At 59.8% G+C, this 21,512-nt stretch carries 19 protein-coding genes; 4 read left to right on the top strand and 15 right to left on the bottom strand.

Annotated features, from left to right (window positions below):
* Positions 1–16 precede the first annotated feature (16 nt).
* The 7 genes from ACSQ36_RS34965 to ACSQ36_RS34935 all read right to left on the bottom strand — a co-directional run bounded on the left by ACSQ36_RS34965 (position 17) and on the right by ACSQ36_RS34935 (position 6,278).
* Positions 17–634, bottom strand: coding sequence for an NADPH-dependent F420 reductase (locus ACSQ36_RS34965; RefSeq protein WP_436185607.1), 618 nt, complete (start codon positions 632–634; stop codon positions 17–19).
* An 88-nt stretch (positions 635–722) separates the two neighbouring features.
* Entirely contained in the window at positions 723–1,478 is a 756-nt protein-coding gene (locus tag ACSQ36_RS34960) for an SDR family oxidoreductase (protein WP_436185606.1), read from the bottom strand.
* Between the two features lie 26 nt (positions 1,479–1,504).
* The gene (locus ACSQ36_RS34955) at positions 1,505–1,906 is read right to left on the bottom strand and encodes a nuclear transport factor 2 family protein (protein ID WP_436185605.1); all 402 of its coding nucleotides are present in this window, start codon (positions 1,904–1,906) and stop codon (positions 1,505–1,507) included.
* A 32-nt stretch (positions 1,907–1,938) separates the two neighbouring features.
* The gene (locus ACSQ36_RS34950; protein WP_436185604.1) at positions 1,939–3,048 is read right to left on the bottom strand and encodes an alkene reductase; all 1,110 of its coding nucleotides are present in this window, start codon (positions 3,046–3,048) and stop codon (positions 1,939–1,941) included.
* A gap of 21 nt (positions 3,049–3,069) precedes the next feature.
* Positions 3,070–4,059 carry a zinc-dependent alcohol dehydrogenase family protein gene (locus ACSQ36_RS34945; protein ID WP_436185603.1) on the bottom strand — a complete coding sequence of 330 codons (990 nt, stop codon included), beginning with the start codon at positions 4,057–4,059 and terminating at the stop codon, positions 3,070–3,072.
* A gap of 137 nt (positions 4,060–4,196) precedes the next feature.
* Positions 4,197–5,108 carry a LysR family transcriptional regulator gene (locus ACSQ36_RS34940; RefSeq protein WP_213767557.1) on the bottom strand — a complete coding sequence of 304 codons (912 nt, stop codon included), beginning with the start codon at positions 5,106–5,108 and terminating at the stop codon, positions 4,197–4,199.
* 297 nt (positions 5,109–5,405) lie between these two features.
* Positions 5,406–6,278, bottom strand: a complete 873-nt coding sequence (locus ACSQ36_RS34935; RefSeq protein WP_436185602.1) for a LysR family transcriptional regulator — start codon at positions 6,276–6,278, stop codon at positions 5,406–5,408.
* Between the two features lie 111 nt (positions 6,279–6,389).
* Between ACSQ36_RS34935 and ACSQ36_RS34930 the strand changes: the two genes are divergently transcribed.
* Positions 6,390–7,697 (top strand): aspartate aminotransferase family protein, encoded by a 1,308-nt coding sequence (locus tag ACSQ36_RS34930; RefSeq protein ID WP_436185601.1) that lies wholly within the window; start codon positions 6,390–6,392, stop codon positions 7,695–7,697.
* Positions 7,698–7,970: 273 nt separating this feature from the next.
* On the opposite strand, the gene ACSQ36_RS34925 is transcribed toward ACSQ36_RS34930, so the two are convergent.
* The 3 genes from ACSQ36_RS34925 to ACSQ36_RS34915 all read right to left on the bottom strand — a co-directional run bounded on the left by ACSQ36_RS34925 (position 7,971) and on the right by ACSQ36_RS34915 (position 10,934).
* Positions 7,971–8,516, bottom strand: coding sequence for a septal ring lytic transglycosylase RlpA family protein (locus tag ACSQ36_RS34925; RefSeq protein WP_436185600.1), 546 nt, complete (start codon positions 8,514–8,516; stop codon positions 7,971–7,973).
* 452 nt (positions 8,517–8,968) lie between these two features.
* Positions 8,969–9,358: a VOC family protein gene (locus tag ACSQ36_RS34920; protein ID WP_436185599.1), complete on the bottom strand. Its 390-nt coding sequence runs from the start codon at positions 9,356–9,358 to the stop codon at positions 8,969–8,971.
* A gap of 139 nt (positions 9,359–9,497) precedes the next feature.
* A complete protein-coding gene (locus ACSQ36_RS34915) occupies positions 9,498–10,934 on the bottom strand; it encodes a DUF1254 domain-containing protein (RefSeq protein WP_436185598.1) in 1,437 nt (478 codons plus the stop codon).
* Between the two features lie 716 nt (positions 10,935–11,650).
* Here ACSQ36_RS34915 and ACSQ36_RS34910 point away from each other — a divergent pair.
* Positions 11,651–12,994 (top strand): DUF1254 domain-containing protein, encoded by a 1,344-nt coding sequence (locus ACSQ36_RS34910; RefSeq protein WP_436185597.1) that lies wholly within the window; start codon positions 11,651–11,653, stop codon positions 12,992–12,994.
* Positions 12,995–13,099: 105 nt separating this feature from the next.
* Here ACSQ36_RS34910 and ACSQ36_RS34905 read toward each other — a convergent pair whose 3' ends face one another.
* Complete coding sequence (locus ACSQ36_RS34905; protein ID WP_436185596.1) at positions 13,100–14,080, bottom strand: GlxA family transcriptional regulator; 981 nt, start codon at positions 14,078–14,080, stop codon at positions 13,100–13,102.
* A gap of 114 nt (positions 14,081–14,194) precedes the next feature.
* On the opposite strand from ACSQ36_RS34905, the gene ACSQ36_RS34900 reads away from it, so the two are divergent.
* On the top strand, positions 14,195–14,743 hold the full coding sequence (locus tag ACSQ36_RS34900) for a cysteine hydrolase family protein (RefSeq protein WP_436185595.1): 549 nt from the start codon (positions 14,195–14,197) through the stop codon (positions 14,741–14,743).
* A gap of 65 nt (positions 14,744–14,808) precedes the next feature.
* Here the strand turns inward: ACSQ36_RS34900 and ACSQ36_RS34895 are convergent, their stop codons facing one another.
* Entirely contained in the window at positions 14,809–15,705 is an 897-nt protein-coding gene (locus ACSQ36_RS34895; protein ID WP_436185594.1) for an alpha/beta fold hydrolase, read from the bottom strand.
* Positions 15,706–16,056: 351 nt separating this feature from the next.
* Between ACSQ36_RS34895 and ACSQ36_RS34890 the strand changes: the two genes are divergently transcribed.
* Entirely contained in the window at positions 16,057–16,821 is a 765-nt protein-coding gene (locus ACSQ36_RS34890) for an IclR family transcriptional regulator (protein WP_436185593.1), read from the top strand.
* Here ACSQ36_RS34890 and ACSQ36_RS34885 read toward each other — a convergent pair.
* Genes ACSQ36_RS34885 through ACSQ36_RS34875 form a run of 3 tightly spaced genes read right to left on the bottom strand, consistent with a single transcriptional unit; the run spans position 16,809 to position 20,310 of the window.
* Positions 16,809–17,633 (bottom strand): citryl-CoA lyase, encoded by an 825-nt coding sequence (locus ACSQ36_RS34885; RefSeq protein ID WP_436185592.1) that lies wholly within the window; start codon positions 17,631–17,633, stop codon positions 16,809–16,811. The genes ACSQ36_RS34890 and ACSQ36_RS34885 overlap by 13 nt on opposite strands.
* A gap of 1 nt (position 17,634) precedes the next feature.
* Entirely contained in the window at positions 17,635–18,834 is a 1,200-nt protein-coding gene (locus ACSQ36_RS34880; RefSeq protein WP_436185591.1) for a CaiB/BaiF CoA transferase family protein, read from the bottom strand.
* Positions 18,835–18,876: 42 nt separating this feature from the next.
* Entirely contained in the window at positions 18,877–20,310 is a 1,434-nt protein-coding gene (locus ACSQ36_RS34875; RefSeq protein WP_436185590.1) for an MFS transporter, read from the bottom strand.
* Positions 20,311–21,512 lie beyond the last annotated feature (1,202 nt).

The following is a 21,512-nucleotide window of genomic DNA, read 5'->3' as shown; positions in this document are numbered from 1 at the left end:
CATAGTCCGCAAAACGTCAGCGGACATTGAATGCGCTGAAGCTGATCGTGCGGCCGTAACCGGAATCGATTGCAAGCCGCACCGCGAACATGCCCATGGCCTCGGCGTACACTGCGTTTGCCAGCGAGCCGCCATTGATCGCATGGAATCCCAATTCCTTCGCAAGCCCAGAGACTGCCGCTTTTGCATCTTCATGATCGGACGCAACAAACGCACTGACCTGTCCGTCTGTGCCAGGGGTCCGAATGACGTCCGACCAGATCGAAGTGAACGCGCTCACGACCTTGGCGCCCGGGAGCGACGCAGCGAGTGTCTCGGCCGAACTGGGCCGACCATCGCGACCGACGGTGCCAGAAACCGAGACCGCTACCACGATACCTGTGTAGCCACCAAGCGTAGCGGCAGCCCCACTGAGCTCGGTCGCCGGCACGACGATAAACACGATGTCGCTCGTGGACAAATCCTGCGGTGTTGCCGCAGTCACGCCGAGCTCGCCAACCAGCTTCTTTGAGGAAATGCTGGCGTCATTCGAGCCGCGCACGTGAATCGTGTGATTGGTTCGTTTTTTGAGCGCTGTAGCAATCGCGCCGCCCATATCGCCGGTGCCGAGCACCGAAATTTTCAACGTTTCCATCGGTTCAACTCCATCACTGCAGGTTGTGGGAATCACGCATAGCCAGGCCGAATCGACCGACTTCCGGCATTGGAGCGCGCACTGTTCATTACCCGTTGAGCACCGACCTCATCTGCGCGTTAAAGGCATTGACGAACTCGTGTTCCTTCGGCCCTACATTGCTGCGCAACATCTTTCCGGCGTCGACGACGATTTCGTCAGCACTGCTATCAAGCACCTTCATTGTTTCGTCGATGAACTGGTCCAACGGCATTGCCTGTTCCGCTTCGCGACTGTTCATCAGATCCGTGCGTACCCATGGCGGCGCGATTTCGAGCACACGAACCGGCGAGTCTTTCAGCAAGAAGCGTTGCGAAAGAATGTACGAGTGCAACGCGGCTTTGGTGGCCGAATACACGGCCGTGACGGCCAGTGGAACGAACGCGAGCACAGATGTCGTGTACGCAACGACCGCGTCTGGTTTCGTCTTCAGATGCTCGATCAGAGCAGAGGTGAGGCGCATTGGTCCAACCAGGTTGGTCTCAACTGTTGCCATCATCAACGCATCGTCGAGCCGTTCGTCCGCATGGTCGATCTGCATGATGCCCGCGTTGTTGATGAGCACATTCAGATCGGGATAGTCCGCCATCATCGTCGTCGCCACATGTTCGACGCTTGCCGGGTCGGCGACGTCGATCTCGATTGCGTCGATGCCCGGATTGGCCGCGACGACTTCATCGAGTTGTGCGCGCCGCCGGCCACCGACGATAACCTTGTTGCCGCGCCGATGCAGCGCTTCGGCAAGCGCCCGTCCGATTCCGGAGCCACCGCCCGTTATGAAAATTGTGTTACCTGTGGGTTTCATGATCGTATCCTTACGTTTGAAAAAGTTCAGGAGGGAAAGCGTTCGCCGAACATCGGCAGGCCGCTGACCGACTCCGTTTCCGTGGCTTCTTCCTGCAGCACGTCCCAGTGCTCAGCAAGCTTGCCGTTCTCGATACGCACGACGTCGGCGGCAATCCAAGCCTTCGTCCGTCCATTGCCGGAGAAGCGGCCATGTGCGATCACGTAGTCACCTTCGGCCACGATCAACTGGTTCTCGTAGCGAAGCGTTGCGGGCAGCGTACGGATCAGGGCGAAGAGACCTTCGCGTCCCGGCGCGATGTGCGCGCTGTGCTGGATGTAGCGCTCCGACCAGAAGCGTTCGGCGGCCGCGTAGTCGCGCTGGTTGAAAAGCGTGTCGAAAGCCTCGAGGACGAGGGCCTTGTTCTGTTCGGGCGTCGTGTTGCTCATGTCGGTCTCGCTTTGCTGAAAGGTTGAAGGGGTCAAACGGTGCACAAACGCAGGGACGGATAGTCTGTGTAACCCTGCGGGCCTGCTCCATACACGGTGGTCCAATCGATCTCCGCGAGCGCTGCACCATTCGCGATTCGCTCAACAAGATCGGGATTGGCGATATACGGCCGCCCGAACGCAACCATGTCCGCGAGGCCGGCGTCGATCAATGCAGTGCCGCGCGCCGCGTCCATCTTTACATTCGCGATCAGCGTGCCCCGATAGATTGGCCGGAAATGACGGAACATGCCGTCGTCCATCAGGTGTTCCAGCGGCGTGCCCGTGAAATCAGTGGTGTTGCCCATCAGCAGCAGATGGGACAGGCCGTACCCTCCCAATTCGCGGATCGCGTACTCGGCCATCGGCAGCGTCTCGTCGTTCGCCGCGAACGGGCCGTGCTCGTGCATCGGACTGATCTTCACGCCGACGCGTGCGGGCTCGACCTCCCCGAGCACCGCCTCGACTACTTCAAACAGGATGCGTGCACGGTTTTCGATACTGCCGCCATAGCGGTCCACGCGCCGGTTGGTCGTGCGGTTCAGGAACTGCGCGAGCAGGTACAGGTAGTTGGCGAGAATCTGCACGCCGTCGAAACCGGCGTCCATCGCATTGCGGGCGGCGCGCGCATAGTCGGCCACGGTCTGCCGTATCTCGGCTTCGGTCATTGGCCGCGGAGCCACCGTGGGGACACGGCCTTGTCGTGTCACGGATTCGTGCTGCACGTTCACATCGGAAGCGGACAGCGGCAGCGCGCCGGCTCGCAGGTCGGGATGCGCGATCGCGCCGGTGTGCCACAACTGCGCGACGATCCGGCCACCGGCCGCATGGACGGCGTCGGTCACCTTGCGCCAGCCGCGCACCTGCGCCGCGTTCCAGAGACCTGGTGTGTCGGCCCAACCGTAACCGTCCGGACTGATCGCGGTCGCCTCGGCGATGATCAGCCCGGCCGATGCCCGTTGTGCGTAGTACTCGGCCTGCAGTTCGGTCGGGATCGCATCGGCCGAACTCGCACGCATGCGCGTAAGCGGGGCCATCACGATGCGGTTGGGCAAATCGAGGCTGCCCATGCGGATCGGCTTGAACAAGGATTCGAAAGTCATAGTGAGTATCTGTCCGGAGGTTTAGAGCGTGACGACAACCTTGCCGATCTGCTCGCCCGCTTCGATGAAGCGATGAGCGTCGGCGATTTCGTCGAATCTGAAAGTCCTCGCAATGACGGGACGCAACGAGCCATCCGCGATACCCTCGCCGACAAAGCGCTTCATCGCTGCGAGCTGCACGTCGTCGCGCATTCGAACAGTCAGTGCGACGCCACGCACCGTCACGTCGCGGGCGAAGATGTCGAACGGCACAATGACGGTCGCATCGGTCGCGAGCGCGCCATACAACACCATCGTGCCGCCGTTCGCAGTCGCTTTCGCGAGTTGTGCGAAGCCTGGGCCGCCGACCGGATCGAACACGAGTTCGGCGCCGCGGCCATTGGTGAGACGCCCGACTTCCGTCGCCACATCCTGCGACTCCGACACCACGACGGCGGAGGCGCCGAACCGGCGCAACGCGTCCGCCTTGGCCGCGCTGCGTGTGAGCGCGATCGGTCGCGCACCCAGACGGTTGGCGACCTGGATTGCCGCGAGCCCGACACTGCTGGATGCGGCGGAAATCAATACTACTTGCCCTTCCTGCAGGCGGCCGACCGCGACCAGACCGCTCCACGCCGTGCCGAACGCGGACCAGACGGCGGCTGCGTCGACGAAATCGAGTTGATCGGGAATCCTGATCAGTGAACGCGCTGGGGCGATCGACATCTCGCCATAGAGCGGATACTGCGCGGCGCCGTAGGCGGGCACGAGCGCTACCCGATCGCCGGGCGCAAAGCCGGTCACGTCCGGCCCGAGCGCGTCGATTACGCCCGCAGCTTCAAAGCCGATGCCACTGGGAAGGGCAGGTTTGACCGGCGAACGGCCGGACCGAAGAGTCAGCTCGGTCCGGTTGAGACCGATCGCATGAATGCGCAGGCGCACTTCACCTGCGGCCGGATTGGCAATCGTGACGTCTTCAATGCGAAGCACGTCAGGTCCACCGAATTCGTGAATGCGTACCGAGCGGGTCATCGTCTTTCCTCATCGCTGCGTGGTTGTGCCGTGAGGGAAAGATAGAGCGCGCGTCGCCATCCCGGTAGCCACCGGATCAGGCTATCTCTTATGCATAATATGCATTAATGAGGACGAGGGACGACCGTGCGGGCCTGCTAGGAAAGCGTCGGGGAAAGCCCCATTTCGTCGCGCTGGAAGCCGGCGACGAGATGCTCGACGACCGCACGGCCTGCTGCGCGGGTCGCCCGTCCCATTGGGAAGTAGGCGTGAACCGGTATGCCCGCGAGTTGCCAGTCAGGCAGGAGGCGCACGAGCGTGCCGTCGGTCAGTTCGCGACGGCATGCCCACTCGCTCGTCGACGTGATACCGAGGCCGGCCGTCGCGGCCGCCACGGCGCCGTCGTTTTCGGTGGTCGAGAAGTGCGCTTCGAGGTCAACCGCGATTTCGTGCTGGCCGCGCGTGAAGCGCCACGCAGTCGGCACCGCTGAGGCCGGCCCGCCGACTATGCGATGCCGGTTCAGGGCCTCCGGCGTATCGGGCGCGCCGTGCAGATCAAGGTATGAGGGAGAAGCGACTATGACGCGAGCGATGGTCGCGATCAGCCGGGCCGTCGCCGTGGAATCGACCAGCCGTCCCAGGCGGATCGCCACGTCCACTGCGTCGCGCACCAGGTCCTGAGGCCGGTCGCCGAGCATCACCTCGACACGCAGTTCGGGATGCAGCGCCATGAACGGTGCGAGCTGCGGAATCACTGCGCGCGTGGCGACGCTGCTGGGCATGCTCATGCGCAGCACACCGCGCAGATCGCCGCCTTCGCGCACGCTCTGCTCCGCCTCGTCGAGCGCGACAAGGATCGGATCGATGCGCGACAGGAACTGCGCACCCGCGTCGGTCAGGACGACGGCGCGTGTCGTGCGTGTCAAGAGCCTGACGCCGAGTTCGCTTTCCAGGTCGGCGATAGTCCGCGAAGCCTGCGATTGCGACAGGCTGAATTCCCGCGCAGCCGCAGAGAAACTGCCCAGCCGGGCGACCCGGGTGTAGAGGCGCAGCGAGAAGATGTCCTTCACGGAATTAGCCTTGGCGGTTGGGCGGATCCTCAAAATGCTAGTGGATTAATGCATTTTCCGCAATTTTTCCGTGAGCGTCATGATCGCGTATCGGCATATGGGCAACGATGTCGCAAGGGACGCTGGCATGTGGATGTCGGTGGGAAAGCGGCGGACCAAGAGCGAACGGAGCCGCGTCCAAGCTCTCCGAAATCAATGTCCCGCAAACGGAAAGTGGTTAACGTAATCGAGGAAGCGAGAAAGCGAGTGAAGGCCCGGACGAGGTAGTCAGTCGAACCGAAACCGCACCGGAACCCGTCATGACGAAAGCGGCGACATCGTTTTCAAGGTGCGGGTCATGAGGTCCTTCACACTCTCCACAAGAAGCGAATCGACTGTACCCGAGCACGAAACGACGGCAATGCCAACATGCGGAAGCGGGGGCAGCATCTCTCCATCGGGCATGATCCGCAAATCTGCAGGAACGGCGCCTCTCGTCAGCACGGCGACAGCAATGCCCGCCCGCACGATTGCCAGCAGACCATCCTTGCTGACGCTCTCATAAGCCACGCGGTAGCTGACCTTGGCACATTCGAGCGCACGCCGCGCCGCCTGATGGTCGAGCGTTTCGGGCACCGACAAGGCTATTTGAAGAGGGCCATCGCTTGGGTGGTAAAAGTCTTGCGATGCGATCCACACCAGATCCTCCCAGCGAATCACCCGCTCCAGGTTCCCCTCCGGCGCGAGCGATACCAATGCCACATCAAGACGACGCGCATCGAGCATTTTCTCCAGCAAGGGCGTAGGCGCACATACGACTTCCAGTGCGACCCGCGGATGCTGCGCCGCTATTGCGCGTAGCACGGCCGGAAGGAACTCCGTGCAATAGTCCTCGGGGCATCCGAGCCGGATTGAACCGGTGAGCCCGCGACCGGTTACGTCGACCAGCGCCTCGTCGTGCGCTCGCACCAGCCTTCGGGCGTGCGACAACAGCCGATCGCCGCGCGACGTCAGTTCCACGCCGCGTGCGGTACGCACCAGCACCGCGCCATCGACGATCTCTTCGATCCTCTTGAGCTGCATGCTGATCGCGGATTGCGTGCGGCCAACTTCCGCCGCCGCGCGCGTGAGGGACCCGGCATCGGCTATGGCGACGAACGTCCTGAGCAAATCGAAATCCAGCTGCAACATGATGGCATCAGCTCCTCGAATGGCAGGCATCACAACTTTTCATTTCCACCTGCCGATTTAGTTCGCATACATTGACCTTCGGCGCACCCGCCCTCCACACTGGACACCGTCATGTCAGCACAAACCGATCGGGACTTTTGGTCAAACGCTCAGCGGCACCTGATCCGCTATGGCGGTACATTCTCGCCCGTCATAATCGAGCGTGCCAGCGGCAGCCACGTCTATGATTCCACGGGCCGGGCGATACTCGATTTCACCTCTGGACAGATGAGCGCCATACTTGGCCACTCCCATCCGGAAATCGCCGAAGTTATCGCAGAGAGCGCACGGAATCTCACCCATCTTTTCAGCGGGATGCTTTCGCGGCCGGTCGTGGACCTGGCAACCCGCCTCGCCGGCATCGCGCCTGCAGGACTTGATCGTTCCTTGCTGCTCAGCACCGGTGGAGAAGCCAACGAAGCAGCGATCAAGATGGCAAAGCTCGTAACCGGCCGGCACGAGATCGTGAGCTTCGCTCAATCGTGGCACGGCATGACCGGCGGTGCGGCTTCGGCCACTTATAGCGCCGGCCGCAAGGGTTACGGTCCGGCCGCCGTGGGGTCCTTTGCCATTCCGGCGCCCTATCCGTACCGGCCACGATTCGAACGCAACGGTGTTTATGATTGGGCGGCTGAACTCGACTATGCATTCGACCTGATCGACCGGCAGTCTTGCGGCAGCCTCGCGGCGTTCATCGCTGAGCCAATCCTGAGCTCGGGAGGTTTGATTGAACTGCCGCAAGGCTATATGCGCGCGCTAAAAGCGAAGTGCGTCGAGCGCGGGATGCTATTGATTGTGGACGAAGCCCAAACCGGTATGGGCAGAACCGGAACCATGTTCGCGTGTGAGCACGACGGCGTGGTGCCCGACATCCTGACCTTGTCCAAAACGCTTGGCGCGGGCCTTCCACTGGCTGCCGTGCTGACGACTCAGGACATCGAGAATCAAGCACATGAACGCGGGTTCCTTTTTTATACGACACATGTATCCGATCCGATGCCGGCAGCTGTGGGTCTCAAAGTCGTCGAGATCATAGAGCGGGATGCCCTGGTTGAACGCGCTGGTGTAATCGGTACGCGTTTGCGCGACGGTCTGGAGACGCTTCAAGGCCGCTTCGAATGTATCGGCGATGTACGCGGACGCGGGTTGATGCTCGGGATCGAAATCGTCGGCAACAGATCAACGAAAACTGCGGCCCCCGCTCTTTCCGCTGCAATCACGCGTCGCTGCCTCGAACTCGGCTTGCACATGAATATTGTTCAGTTGCCGGGACTTGGAGATGTCTTCCGCTTGGCTCCTCCGCTTACCATTGCCGAGGCTGAGATCGATAAGGGGTTATCGATCATCGAGCAAGCTATCGAGGAAAGTGTGAGCATGTGACACGCAATCCAGGTTGCGAGCGCCATAAGGCCAGCGCTGTCATTGGTCGAGCCGGGCCGAGCGGCTCCTGTCGTTCAGTGGTCGTTCACTTTTGAGCGTCGAAGCATGTCAACAGGGAGTCCATGGCGATGGCCATTGCCCATGAAGATGCTGACAGTCAACGCGAGACGATGCGCTCATGAAGCGGTTTCACAAGCGCAACGACGAGAAGCGCCCCGTTGTCATTGGGCCGCCAATTCAATATGAGGAATGGCTATCCTGGGAGTCGACCGGTTACTTGCCGCGCAGGGTTTCCGCTGCGCCTGCGCCCGGCTTCACGCTGCCGTCGGGCTGCGGAACTTCCACAGGCTTGACTTCGACCGGGGCGGTGCCATTTTCTTTCAAACCGAGCTTATCGGCGGTCTTGGGCGACACGTCGACGATTCGATTCTTGACATAGGGGCCGCGATCCCTGATTTCGACAACCGCGCTGGCGCCGTTTTCCAGATTCGTTACCTGGGCCTTGGTGCCAAGCGGCAGAGTCTTGCTCGCGGCGACATTGGATTGCGGATTCATGCGCGTACCGTCGGCCATCTTTTTTGAGTAAAACTTCTGGCCGTAGTATGAGGCCTTGCCCTTGCGGGTTTTACCGGAGCGGTCAAGGCCGGCGCGGGGAGTTGCCTTCGCGCTCGCCTGCGTGGCATCGGTGGATGCCGGCTTTTGCGCCCGAAGCGCCGTGCTCAGGCAGCACGACAGGACCAGAACCAGAAGCGCTCGAAGCTTGCTTCTTCGACCGTGCCGCGAACGGGTGTGGTCGACGTGGTCGCCAGCCTCGTACACCACCCATCCCGGCGCCGGGTCAACCGACACCGGTTGTGTTTTCAGACGCACCCATTCCGCTTCGGGGAGGGGGCACAGTAGCCGATTCTCCGTGGTATGAAAATCATTTTTCATTTACCACCCCTCTTCAGCCTGTCAAAAGCAGCGGGCACTTGACTCAGTGAGAGAAACACCTGAATTACGCGTGTATGCGGGGTATTACAAAGCCTCTCACGCGAGGCTGGGGATGTCTGTACGGTATCGGTAAGACGTCCGTCAGTTCAATGCACGCGCCGCTGCGCCAGCGAAATTCTGGCGCGGCGCCACGGCGTGATCCGCGCCACGCAGTCGCAGTCGATTTTCAACGATCCATACAGCATTGTTGAGTGGCTGACAGTGGCCGAAATTCGTCTTTCCCTGGTCAAGTTGCATGGAGCAAAGCTCGAGCCAGCTCCCGAATAAAGTACACCTCGTCAGGAGGACCAGGGCGCATTTTGCAAAACGATTCGGTAGCCATCGAGATCTTCGAATGTTCGACCCGATACGTCCCAATAGGGATTGGACGACGTCACGCAAACGAATCCATTCTCGATAAGGCGCTCGCACGTTGACTGCCAGGCTTCTCGATCCGGGACGTAAAACACCAGCAAATCCTCGGGCGTCGGAGTTGGCGATAGCGGATATTTTCGACACTGGGTGAACTCGAAGTGATAGTCCATTCCGGAACGTCCGAGCATTACCCCGTCAAAGCCCTGGTGATCTTGAAATCGTGCCAGCACGACCAGGTTTAGGGCTGCGCAATACATGCTCTCTAACCGGGGAAGATCGCTGACGGGTCGGGCGATTCTGAGTTGTGCTTGCATCGGATGGTGTTATTGCGATCGGTGGTTAAGGGTGTCCGAACATCTGACCTGCGAGAATACGTCAACCGAAAATGGCCGACAAATCTCGTCGCCTTGACATAAGCGTGGAGCGTCCCAAGCTCACCGCGATCCCGCTGCATTAGTTCAGCTTTTCGACATCGCTCGGTTTCCAGGTTTTCTCAAAGAAGGCTTTAGTCGGTCCATAGAGCCTCAAAATGACAAAGTAGCCTTTTCCCGGCAACGTTCCAAGCCAGTTCTTGCCGGTGCCTGGTGACTCGGGCCCGAAATAGATGTCCGTTGAACCGTCTGCGTTCTGGATGGGCTTGTCCATCGTGTTGATCGAAGGGAAGGGCTGACCATTGTCCAGTCCGGACGCAGTTGTCGAGTCGTAAACCGTAACGGACCAGAACAGCGCGGCGGGGACGTCTTTGGGTAACCGCAGACGATAGCTGTTCTGGCCGCGTAGGAAGTCGCCGTTCGCGTCGACGAATGTGGCCGGATATTTTGCGCCGACATTCTCCATGTTCACAGCCATGCCCGGGCTGGCCGAGTAAGCGTTCGTAAAAAATCCAGTACGCGGGTCGATATAGTTGAACGTGTCCCCCGTGAACGTCGCATTGCCGGGGAAAACATTGAGCCAGCGTCGGTCTTCGTACCACGTGCCGTTAGACACGATTGTCTGCGGCTCATAAGAGCCCGCGAGGCCGATTTTGCTGGCCGTTTTCGCTGCGTCGTCGAGTAGCTCACGGTTGTGCGTGTCAGTCTTGAACGGTTGCCCTTTGACAATGCCGATCGCCGCGAGCATTCCACGCATCTCCATGTCCTGCGGGTCAACATATTCGTGATCGAGAAAGCGAGAAAGCATATCGAAGGCCGTCACATCCTTTGGATAAAGCATGTTTACCGGCACGCCCGATGCATCCGGAAATTGCATCGGCTTGGCCGACGACTCTTTTCCAAGCGGATAGATGCGCGTCTGTTGCATGACTTGCACGGGCGCTTCCAATTGCTTGGGGTCCTTGAAGAAGCCACGCCAAAACACGAAAACATTGTAGGTACGTGAGCGGTACGCCAGATAACCGGGCGGGACCTTTCCCTGGTAGTCGGGTGGCACGATGAGATATTTAGCCCCTTTGCCCTTATCGGGCCCAGGCAGCCCGACGTCGCCACACCACTGCCGGCCATCGATCTTGCCGATAGAGCAGATCGGACGCTGAAAGAAGTCGTCGAGAATACCTTGCAGTCCCGGGGGCACTTCAATGACCATCGGGCCATCCTGGTGCAGATCCAGGTAGCCCATGGCATAGATCACGTCCGAATTTGGCGTGGTTACCAGCGTCTTGGCATTGAGGCGTTGCTTCCAGATTGGCAGCACGTTGTAGCCCGCGCCGAATTTCGCCTCGGACCCTTCCTTCATGGCGTACACATTCAACGCCGGCAGCGCCCAAATATAACTCTGCACCCCGCGCTGGAATAGCAGTTCGTCCCGCAACGTCTTGATGCCGTCCCGGGTTGGATAGCCGCCATCGAATGGTAAGTCGGCGAGGGCCTCATAGTGCGACGTTGACGTTGACATTGATGCCGGCTGGGCCGCCTCCGCACTGCCTGACTGCGGGGGCGAGCTGGAGCACGAGCCTAGCAGACAAGCAACGCAAACTGAAAACGTGAGCTTAAGCACGGGTTGCATTGGAACCGCCTCATTGTCAGGCATGGCCGGCTAAGGGCCACGCAGCGTGTATGGGTTGAGTCTCGTCGATTACCGAGAGGCCGCACCGTGTATCTGCATTCGCTTATCCCCTTGATTGAGTACGAGATGAGACGACGCCGACCTAAACCAATAATTGATATCCGGACCTTTGTGTGCGTCGAAAGAAAATATTTCTTGAAACGCGGGACTAAATGCGGGACTCACAGGCACCAGTCCTGAAATCCAAAAAAATACGGGAAGTTAGCTGGGCCGCGTGCATTGCGATACAAAATCTGATATCGGTCGAATTTGCCTCGGGATTACATCCTCATTCTGCGATGGACGTCGCTTCTGGCAAAGCGGGTGCATGTCGGCGCCCTGCTCAGGCCCCGGCCGGTGAATCCCGGGAAAGGAATGATGCATAACCAAGGACTCCTATGGTCAAGTCAGAGGTTCAGCTACTCCGCCCGCGTTCACTGCTCTTAGGGGGCGCCATGATCCTGGCCGCCCTCTCATGCGCGCCGAACTCGTTTGCCGACACACAGCGTGTGACAGTGCCTGGCCTTAGCCGGGCGATCCCCTCTGGCCCTGTCGCTGGAACACAGATGCCGGAATCGTATGTTCGTAACCTCGCGAAGATCGCCTACGTTTGGGGATGGCCGCTTGTGAACATGCACAATCGTCACCTCATTTTTTCGAAGGTGCCGGAATCCGGCCTGGGTGACGGCGTGCTGCCGTTAGCGCCGCTGAACAGGCTCACGATGTTGACCGACTACATCAAGCCCGAGGAACGCGCCGTTGCAACCCCTAATCAGGACGTCGTCTACGGGTTCGGACTTTTCTCTCTGGAAAAGGAACCGGCGGTATTTCAGGTGCCCGATTTCGCTGATCGTTTTTGGGTGTATCAACTCGGCGATCAGCGTACTGACACGCTTGGAGGCGTCGGCAAGATGTATGGCACCAAGCCGGGTTTCTACATGGTGGTTGGGCCAAACTGGAAAGGCACTGTGCCAAGGGGAATCAAGGGCGTATTCCGATCGCCCACCAACCTTGCGTACGTGATTCCGCGCGCCTTCCTCGATGATACGGCGCAAGACCGTAAGGCAATCCAGCCGCTGGTGAGTCAGATCATGGCGTACCCTCTCAGCGAGTACGACGGCAAGATGAAAACCAAAGACTGGGCAGCCATTCCGACGTTGTCCGATCCAGCCGGCGGCACACAGGGTAGCGGCGCTGAAACCCAGTGGGTCAAACCGGAAGCCTTTTTCGCTGAACTACCTGCGGTGATGAAGGAAGTGCCACCGCAGCCTGGAGAGGAGGCAGTTTATGGCTGGATCTCTTCCCTGCTCGATGCCGCAGCCAAGAATCCGCAAGTGGCCGAGACGCTCAAGCAGGCTGCGGTGGACGTAGACAAGGAAATGATGCCTGAGATGCATCAATACTCTTTCGCGGGCGTCCCGGTTGGAAACGGTTGGGTCGCGCCAATCAATGGCGCGGAGTTCGGAACGGATTACTACACTCGTGCGGCCGCTGCCAAGGCCAATATCTTCGTCAATCCCCGCCGTGAAGCCGCCTATTACGGCCTGGAGTATGACGTCAGCAAGAAGCGGCTGAATGGGGCCAACGCCTACCAGATTACTTTCCCGAAGGGCGCGACGCCGCCGGTAAATGGATTTTGGTCGCTAACGCTGTACGACAATGCCCACTTCTTCGCTCCGAATGAGCTCAACCGTTTCTCCGTTGGCACCAAGAACAAGAACCTCGTCTATGGCGATGACGGCTCGTTGACCTTCTATGTGCAGCATGAGCGTCCAAGCGCTGACAAAGTCGCCAACTGGCTGCCGGCGCCAGCGGGCGACTTTGAGTTGTTCATTCGTGCCTATTGGCCTAAGGCAGAGATCATGGCGGGAAAATGGATTCCTCCGTCCGTAAGCCAGATCGGTCAGTAACCGGTGCGCGGTTGCGTCGATGCGCGTCGAACCATGGAGCCGCCGTGAAGAGAAGTGCCCTTGCCCGATGTGGTTTTTTCTCTGTCTGTTTCATGCAGGCTTTACTCAAGGAATCGGCGAGGCACCTTCGCCTTGCGTTCGAAAACGCTTCCTGTAATCCCCCGGAGACAGTCCGGTGAGCTTGATGAATACTTTCCGGAATGACCCTACATCCTCGTAACCGACTTTCCAAGCGACCTGATCGAACGGCTGTTGACTCGTTTCGAGCATCTCACGCGCTTTGCCCACCCGAAGATGCTGGCAATACTCTGTCGGGCGAAGACCGGTCGCCTTCTGAAATCGGCGAAGAAATGTTCTTTCCTCCAAGCCGGCGCGCTGAGCCATCAAAGCAACTGTGGGATGGCGGGCACTGTCCTGCTGTAACCAGTGCTGCACGTCAAGAATCGTTTTATCGCCGTGATTGAGCTTCGGGGAGAACGCACTGTAGTAACGTTGCTCCCGTCCCGGAGGATCGACTAAAAGAAAACGGGCAGTCTCCAACATGGCTGCAGAACCGAGCAGACGGTCGACTATCCTGAGTCCCAGATCGGCCCAGGCCATCACACCTCCCGCCGTCAGAATGTCGCCATCGTCAATCAGGAGTTTGTCGCCATCCACGTGAATTTCGGGGAAGCTCTCGGCAAGGAGTTGCGCCTGTGACCAATGCGTTGTCGCCGAGCGCCTCGCGAGCAGTCCGGTCTGAGCGAGAAGAAACGTCCCGACACAAACGGACGCCAGCACGGCGCCTCTCGCATGACAGTCGTTCAACCATTTCACGATCGGAGCGAAAATATCGCCGACGGGAAGTCCCCCGAGCGAGGGCGGAATAATCACGAAATCAGGTGCGCTATCTGCCCAGGGTGGAGAAGAGCTGCCCGCGTCAAACTGAATGTGACTTACCTTCAGCATCGGGTGTTCGACACTTTTTGACCGCTGAAATAAGCGCTCGGCAATGTGGAATAAGTCTGTTAGCCCATGAACGGCAGCGAGCTGGCACCCCGGATATATCAGCAGTGCTATTTCCACGGGGGCTATTTTCTTTGCCATTGTCAGTTTTACCTCGTTTTTTGTCAGTCCTGCCAATTCGCAAAACAGTCGCGCAAGCTTACTCTTGAGTCTCAGAGAACGATCGCGTTTCTCGTCAATACCAGGAGAATAGACATGACCCAGCGTGCACTCATCATCGTAGACCTGCAAAACGATTACTTCCCAAACGGGAAATGGACATTGACGGGCATCGAGGCCGCTGCCGCCAACGCGGCGCGCCTGCTTCAATCAGCGCGTGCGGCGGGGCATCTCGTCGTGCACGTTCGCCATGAGTCCCCGAAGAGCGACGCGGCGTTTTTCGTCGCAGGTTCTGAAGGTGCCGCGATCGCTCCGCAGGTAATCAATAAGGAAGGAGAACACGTCGTCTTGAAACATCAAATCAATGCCTTTCGTGACACCGGTCTCAAGAACATTCTGGATGCCAACGGCATTGAAGAAGTGGTAATTGCCGGGGCAATGAGCCACATGTGTGTCGACGCCATCACCCGGGCATCTGTCGACTTTGGCTACAAGGCCACGGTCATACATGATGCCGTTGCTACGCTCGATATGGAATTCGGTGGCGTCAAAGTTCCTGCTGCACACGTGCATGCGGCCTTCATGGCAGCGCTTGCCTTCGGCTATGCAACGATGCTGTCCACGGACGAATACATCGGCGCTTAGTTCACGTCGAAAATCGGTCTCACGTCTTGGGCGATGTTCGTTGAGTGACTCTGTTCACCAAGCACTTACTCGCCGCGCAGATGCGAGATGAGCAGGTCCGCCACTTCGTCCGGCGCTTCGCGGGGCGGAAAGTGCCCCACGCCGTCCAGTACCACCCGCCGATACCCGCCCGTGAAGTGCCCCTCCATCCCTTCCGATGAAGCCGGTTCGTCGCAGAAATCGGCGCCGCCCTGGATCATTAGCGTCGGTGTCGAAAGCTGGTCGATGGCCGCCAGTTTTTCCCGCAGCACGGCATACGCCGGATCGGATGCTTCGCCCTCACGCCAGCGCCGCCGATACCCGTTGAGCGTGATGGGCACCCAGTCGGGGTTGTCGAAGGCGGCGGCGGTCCGAGCGAATTCTTCGTCGTCGAACCAGCCGGGCGGCGACCACGTATCCCATTGCAAACGGGCGAAACCTTTGGGATCGGCGGCGACCGCTGCGGGAGCGGCATCGAGCGCCATGAACCATTGATACCAAAACTTCCGCGCCTGCGAGAAGTGGGGCAATTCGAACGCGCCTTTCGGCTGGAACTGCAGTGCGAGCCCGGCGATACGTCCAATGCGCCCGGGAAACAGCGCCGCCAGCGTATAGGCCGCGCGTGCGCCCCAGTCGTGGCCGATGACATCGAAACGATTTATTCCCAGGACATCGGCCAGATCGATCGCGTCTTGCGCGAGGGCCACGCCGGAACCGTCGCGCACAGTTTCCGCCGACAGAAAGCGCGTGTTGCCGGCGCCGCGCAAGTCTGGAGCGATCGTTTGAAAACCCGCTGCGGCGAGACGTGCCGCTACGGGCGTCCAGGCTCGCGCGGCATCAGGCCAGCCATGCACCAGCATGACCGGCGGCCCGTCGGCCGGCCCGGACGCGGTGTACGCAATTTCAAGTTTAGCCGTGCGTGCCAGCAGCTTCCGATCGTCCATGCGTGTTCTCCATGAGATTGGCCCATTGGCCCGCTACGTTCGACACGTAAATGCTGCCACGTATTCCTGAGCTTCGCACGCTAGTGCGTGACGCGCGTCGGCGTGTTTGCGCAGCGCACCGTTTCGTGAAAAAGCAACTAACAATCTGCCCCGCCACGCCCACGCGAATTTGCCATCTGCCGTCGCCCGATCGAGGCGCCTTTGAAATTCATCAAAACAGGTTCCGCAGAGAAGGGGGTTTTCAGCCTTCGATATGAACCGTATGAGACGCGCCCTGCATCGCGTAAAATTTCCCCTTCGATACAAACACAAGACGAGATGCGTCGCGTATGTCGCTCACGTCACTTAACCATGCAAACGCCCGAGATCAAACCTGGCCCGAAAGAGAGCGAAGGCGTTGCCGTCATCGACCGTGCTTGCGCGATTCTGTTCGCATTCAGGCCGGACGATGAGTCGTTGACACTCGCTGAGTTGGCGGCGCGTACCGGGCTCTACAAAAGTACATTGCTTCGTCTCGCGGGCGCGCTGATCCAGCACCGCTTGCTGCTGCGTCTCGACGACGGCCGCTATCAGCTCGGCGCTGCCACCTTCATGCTCGGCGCGTTGTATCAACGCAGTTTGAATCTCGGCGATATCCTCGTTCCGTTGATGCGCGAACTCGCTGAAATCAGCGGTGAAAGCGTGTCGTTCTATGTGCGTGACGAAGCGGTGCGTGTGTGTTTGCATCGCGTGGATTCGACGCATGCCGTGCGTTACCACGTTCGCGAGGGCGATGTCCTGCCGCTGGAAAGCGGTTCGGGCGGGTTGGCGTTGCTTGCGTTCGGCGGCGCGGAAGGCGAAGTGTTCCAGCGCATTCGCGACGACTTCTACTGTGTTTCCATGGGCGAGCGCGACCGCGAGACCGCCGGTGTTTCGATGCCCGTCTTCGGTGTGCGCCAGACCGTGCGTGGCGTGTTGACGCTCGCGGGTCCGAGCTCACGAATCGATCAGGCGTTCGTGGCGCGCAACATTGACGCGTTGTTCGATTGCGCCGCCCGTGCGACCGATGCGCTCGGCGGCGACGCGCGCGCGTTGCGCAACGCGCAACGGCGCGCAGTCAACGTTCAAACGAAATGACGCTCGGGTTTGCCGGTGTATGTGTAGGCCATCTGACGCGGCATCGGACCTTTATTGCGCTCGTTGCGCCCGCGCTGTTCCCACGCATGCGACAGGATCCCGACCGCACGCGATAGGCAGAACACCCCGCGCGCCAACTCCGGCGCGAAGCCGAGTTCCGCGTAGATGACGGCCGTCGCGCCGTCGATGTTCATCGGCACGGGCTTGTTTTTCCGCTGCTTCAGCAACGCTTCAATACCGCGTGCAACCGCCGCGTATCGTCCGCTGATTGCGCCTTGCTCGACGCTGGCATCGACTAAAGCCAGCAGCTTGACCGCACGCGGATCGACGGGATGAAAGCGATGCCCGAAGCCCGGCAGATACTTGCCCTTCGTTTCGATGAACGCATCCACGCCTTGCGCCACGGCGTCGCCTGGAGCCACGCCCGCGTCTTCGAGCGCGACGATCGAATCGTATAGCTCGACTGCTTGCTGGCCCGCGCCGCCGTGGACATCGTCGAGTGCATTGATGGCCGACGCCATCGCGCCATTCAACGGCAAACCGCAACTCGTCGCCATGCGTGAGATGGCGATAGACGGCGCGTGCGGGCCATGATCCACCGACGCCACGAGCGCCGCTTCAAACAAGCTCGCCTGCGCTTTATCCGGTAACTCGCCGCGCAGCATCAGCCAGATCATCTGCGGGAAACTGACTGCGCCGATCAGCTCCTGAATCGGAAAGCCGCGCACGTTGATCGATCCCGGATGGATATCGATGATCGACGTGCTCCAGTAATCCGCGGCGAGCGTGGCGGCGTCAAAAGCTTGCGTCATGTCAGATCACTCCTTCGGCGCGCAGTTCGTCGATCTGTGTGTCGTCGAAACCGAGCGTGGCAAGATGCTCGCGCGTGTTGGCGGACAACGCGGGCGCGGGGGTGGAGGGTGCGGTGTCCGCATCGGAGAAACGGAAACCCGCTCGGGTGACGCGCTGCCGGGTCGTGGCGTCGTTGCTGTTGAATTCACGCACGAATTCACGCGATACCAGATGCGGATGCGCGAGGATTTCCGGCACCGACATCACGCGTCCTGCCGGCACGCCGGCCTCGGTAAACTTCGCATCCCAATTCATCGCGCTGTCCGTCGCCAACGCTGCTTCAATCTCCACCTTCAACGCCGCGCGATTCACCTTGCGCGTGTTGCGCTCGGAAAAGCGCGGGTCATCGGGGAGATCCGGGCGGCCGATCAGCGCGCACAAACTCACGAACTGCTTCGTTTCGTTTGCCGCGATGTTCAGCAAACCATCGCCCGTTTTGAACGTGCCCGAGGGAGCCGCCGTGAAGTTTTCGTTGCCCATCGGCGCGGGGGTGACGCCGGCGTTCAGGTAATTCGACACGACCCAGCCCATGGTCGAGAGCGTGGCTTCGAGCATCGATACATCGAGCATCCGGCCGCGTCCATTCGCGCGGGCATCGACCAACGCCGCGCAAATGCCGAATGCCGCAGTCAGGCCGCCGACCGTATCCGAGACCGGATAACCCACGCGTAGAGGCGCGCTGTCGGCATCGCCCGTTACGCTCATTACGCCGGAAATGCCCTGGATGATCTGATCGTAAGCCGGCCGCTTCGAAAATTCGCCATCCTTACCAAAACCGGAGATCGCGCAATAAACGAGCTTTGGATTGATCTCGCTCAAGGCCTCGTAACCCAGCTCCAGCCGCGTCATCACGCCGGGCCGGAAGTTCTCCACGAGGACATCCGCCGTCTTGATGAGCGAGCGCAGGATCTCCTTGCCGCGCGCATCTTTCAGGTTCAGCGTGATCGATTGCTTGCCCGCATTGACGGCCACGAACGACGTACCCATGTCGCGCGCGGACGCGTCTTTATCGGCGCCGAGACGCCTTGCCAGATCGCCGCCTTCCGGGTGCTCGACCTTGATTACTTCGGCACCGAGCAACGCAAGTTGATACGCGCAGAACGGCCCGGCCAGCACATTCGATAGATCCAGCACCCGCACGCCGGTTAACGGAAGCGTCATGTCAAAACCTCATGTTCAAAGCTAAAAAGCCGATGCAAGACGTCATTGCGAAATTTCATCGAGATTGCGATTGTTGGTACGGGGCCCGAAGATGCCGATCGCGCCCATCACCATCACCATCGACACGCTGATCAAGGCGAACACGCCGGTCACTTCGAAGTGGCGCAGCGCGAACGCGATCATGAAGCCGGAAAACATGGCTGAAAGACGCGAGATGGAATACACCAAACCCACGGCGCGGGCACGCAGGCGCGTGGGGAAAAGCTCGGTTTGATACGCGTGATACCCGACGGAAAGCAAGGTGCCGCAGAGCGTGATCAGCACGCCGAGGATCATCAACATGACCGGCGATGTCTGGGTGGCGAACAAGCTGCCGAACACCACGATCCCGAACGCGGACAACACGATCAGCGTCTTCCGTTCAATCCGGTCCGCAATCGCCATCCCGATCAGCGGTCCAAACGGATTCGAGATCGCGATGACAAACGAATACAGCAGGCTGTGCGTGATCGTGACGCCTTTGGAGACGAGCAGCGTCGGCACCCAGGACGCAAAGCCGTAGAACCCGATTGCCTGGAAGAAATTGAAGACGAGCATGGTGATCGCGCGTTTGCGATACGGCGGCTGCCAGATTTCGCTGAACGCGGCCTTCGTCGTGGCCGGTTCGACCGTTGCAACGGGCGTCGGCAACGCGCGTCCGTATTGCGCCGCGACCTTTGCCTCGATAGCCTGCAAAACCTTCTCCGCTTCCGCCGTGCGGCCTTGTTGCGCGAGCCAACGAGGACTTTCCGGTACGCGCCGGCGGATCGCCCAGACCACGATTGCACCCAGTGCGCCGATGATCACGACCCAGCGCCATCCGTCCAGGCCGAACGGCTTTTGCGGCACCAGCCACCACGCCAGAAACGCGACCGAGGGCACCGCTGAATATTGAACGAGGTGCACGAACGCGAATGCGCGGCCGCGCAGATGTTTGGGGACGAGCTCGCTGACGTAGGTATCGATGGTGACAAGCTCCACGCCTACGCCAATGCCTGCAATCAGCCGCCACAGGTTGATTTCGGGCGCGGTGGTCTGCAGCGCCATGATCAGCGTTGCTGCCGAATACCAGAGCAGCGAGACGGTGAAGACCGTGCGGCGGCCGTATTTATCGGCGAGGCCTGCGAGGAAGAACGTGCCGATGAACAAGCCCGCAAATGACGCCGCCACGAACGCGCCGAGTCCCGAGACGCCGAAGAAGGACGCTGTCGTCGTGGAATAGAGGCCGCTTTTGACGAGGCCCGGGCCCACGTAGGCGGTGAAAAACAGGTCGTAGAATTCGAACCAGCCGCCGATGGACAGCAGGAACACCAGCATCCAGATGGACCGCGTTGCCGGCAGCCGGTCGATGCGTGCATTGACGCCGAATGCTGTGGCGCCCGCGCTGGCGCTTGAATTAGGCGACCCGTGTGCCGCGTCGATTGGCAGGCTTGCCATGGAACCCTCCTATGGGCGTCGTGCTTGGTGTTGTTCTGTCTGGTAGAACGTCGTTCTGTTTGTTGATGGCGCGAGGATAGTGCGTGAGGAGGTCGTGGGAAATCAGGGGTTTTACCTAGACAGGGGAGGAATGCCGCAGGCGGGGGCGGGGTGCTGGATTTTGGGGGTAGTGGTTGGGGTCAGTGCTGGGGTGGTCGGTTCTGGGGTTAGTGGTCGGGGTCTATGCTGGGTTGCTGCTTTCGACCGTGGTGGTCTGCGAGAGTCGGATTTTCTCTTTATCACTATTAGCCACTGTGCGTGGCGGCACGTCATTTCTTTGTCCAAAGCGACAAAGAAACGAAGCAAAGAAAACGCTTTTAAAACACGCTACCCTAAGTGTCCACAGCGTGCAGTTTTGATTCATAGGTGCCCCAAAAGCACGGTGCTCGCCAGAGCGGAGGATGTGTGAACCCCTCCTTCTCGCGAATCCTGACACGAACACGCTTCGCCCCGTACGCTCTCGGGCAAGCACCATTGCCAAGGAACCCGCACGGCCTTACAGGTATTTACGGCTGCGGTTTTTTGACAGGTTACCTACCTGGTCTGTGCGACCGTATTCGTAGGCCACAGCTTCATGCGTGTTTGTGTTTACTGCTTCAGTTTTTGTGAATTGGCTGCGCGTTCTGTACGGCTATTTTCGTCGGTTACGGCCACCCACATCTTCGCGACCTCGTTTTCCAGCAGGGTTGGCGACGTGGTTCGAGGCGCGTACATATTCGGAGGGGGGTTATCCGCGGATAGCGCGGGGTGCTCCTTGGGCAGGTTCAATCACTGGTGGCGAAGCGTGTGGGTATCGGTGTTCGGAGAAGGAGGGTTTCACACATCCGTGGCTCTGGCGAGCACCGTGCTTTTGGGGCACCTATGAATAGAAACTGCACGCTGTGGACACTTAGGGTAGCGTGGTTGAAAGCGCTTTCTTTGCTTCGTTTCTTTGTCGCTTTGGACAAAGAAATGACGTGCCGCCACGCACAGTGGCTAATAGTGATAAAGAGAAAATCCGGCTCTCGCAGACCACTAACGCCGAAAGCACCAACCCGGCACTGACCCCGACCGCTAACCCAGAACCGACCACCCCGGCATTAACCCCGACCACTAACGCCAGAACCGACCACCCCGGCATTAACCCCAACCGCTAACCCCAGAACCGACCACCCCAACACTGC

It is taken from the genome of Caballeronia sp. LjRoot34 (assembly GCF_964253815.1).
In the GTDB taxonomy this organism is placed as follows: Bacteria; Pseudomonadota; Gammaproteobacteria; order Burkholderiales; family Burkholderiaceae; genus Caballeronia.
Note: the sequence above shows the minus strand (reverse complement) of the source record. Positions and strands in the feature narration are given on the sequence as shown.

Coding starts and splice junctions, on each gene's coding strand:
- ACSQ36_RS34965 (WP_436185607.1), bottom strand. CDS start 634: ATGGAAACGTTGAAAATTTCGGTGCTCGGCACCGGCGATATGGGCGGC.
- ACSQ36_RS34960 (WP_436185606.1), bottom strand. CDS start 1,478: ATGAAACCCACAGGTAACACAATTTTCATAACGGGCGGTGGCTCCGGA.
- ACSQ36_RS34955 (WP_436185605.1), bottom strand. CDS start 1,906: ATGAGCAACACGACGCCCGAACAGAACAAGGCCCTCGTCCTCGAGGCT.
- ACSQ36_RS34950 (WP_436185604.1), bottom strand. CDS start 3,048: ATGACTTTCGAATCCTTGTTCAAGCCGATCCGCATGGGCAGCCTCGAT.
- ACSQ36_RS34945 (WP_436185603.1), bottom strand. CDS start 4,059: ATGACCCGCTCGGTACGCATTCACGAATTCGGTGGACCTGACGTGCTT.
- ACSQ36_RS34935 (WP_436185602.1), bottom strand. CDS start 6,278: ATGTTGCAGCTGGATTTCGATTTGCTCAGGACGTTCGTCGCCATAGCC.
- ACSQ36_RS34930 (WP_436185601.1), top strand. CDS start 6,390: ATGTCAGCACAAACCGATCGGGACTTTTGGTCAAACGCTCAGCGGCAC.
- ACSQ36_RS34920 (WP_436185599.1), bottom strand. CDS start 9,358: ATGCAAGCACAACTCAGAATCGCCCGACCCGTCAGCGATCTTCCCCGG.
- ACSQ36_RS34915 (WP_436185598.1), bottom strand. CDS start 10,934: ATGTCAACGTCAACGTCGCACTATGAGGCCCTCGCCGACTTACCATTC.
- ACSQ36_RS34910 (WP_436185597.1), top strand. CDS start 11,651: ATGCCGGAATCGTATGTTCGTAACCTCGCGAAGATCGCCTACGTTTGG.
- ACSQ36_RS34905 (WP_436185596.1), bottom strand. CDS start 14,080: ATGGCAAAGAAAATAGCCCCCGTGGAAATAGCACTGCTGATATATCCG.
- ACSQ36_RS34900 (WP_436185595.1), top strand. CDS start 14,195: ATGACCCAGCGTGCACTCATCATCGTAGACCTGCAAAACGATTACTTC.
- ACSQ36_RS34895 (WP_436185594.1), bottom strand. CDS start 15,705: ATGGACGATCGGAAGCTGCTGGCACGCACGGCTAAACTTGAAATTGCG.
- ACSQ36_RS34890 (WP_436185593.1), top strand. CDS start 16,057: ATGCAAACGCCCGAGATCAAACCTGGCCCGAAAGAGAGCGAAGGCGTT.
- ACSQ36_RS34885 (WP_436185592.1), bottom strand. CDS start 17,633: ATGACGCAAGCTTTTGACGCCGCCACGCTCGCCGCGGATTACTGGAGC.
- ACSQ36_RS34880 (WP_436185591.1), bottom strand. CDS start 18,834: ATGACGCTTCCGTTAACCGGCGTGCGGGTGCTGGATCTATCGAATGTG.
- ACSQ36_RS34875 (WP_436185590.1), bottom strand. CDS start 20,310: ATGGCAAGCCTGCCAATCGACGCGGCACACGGGTCGCCTAATTCAAGC.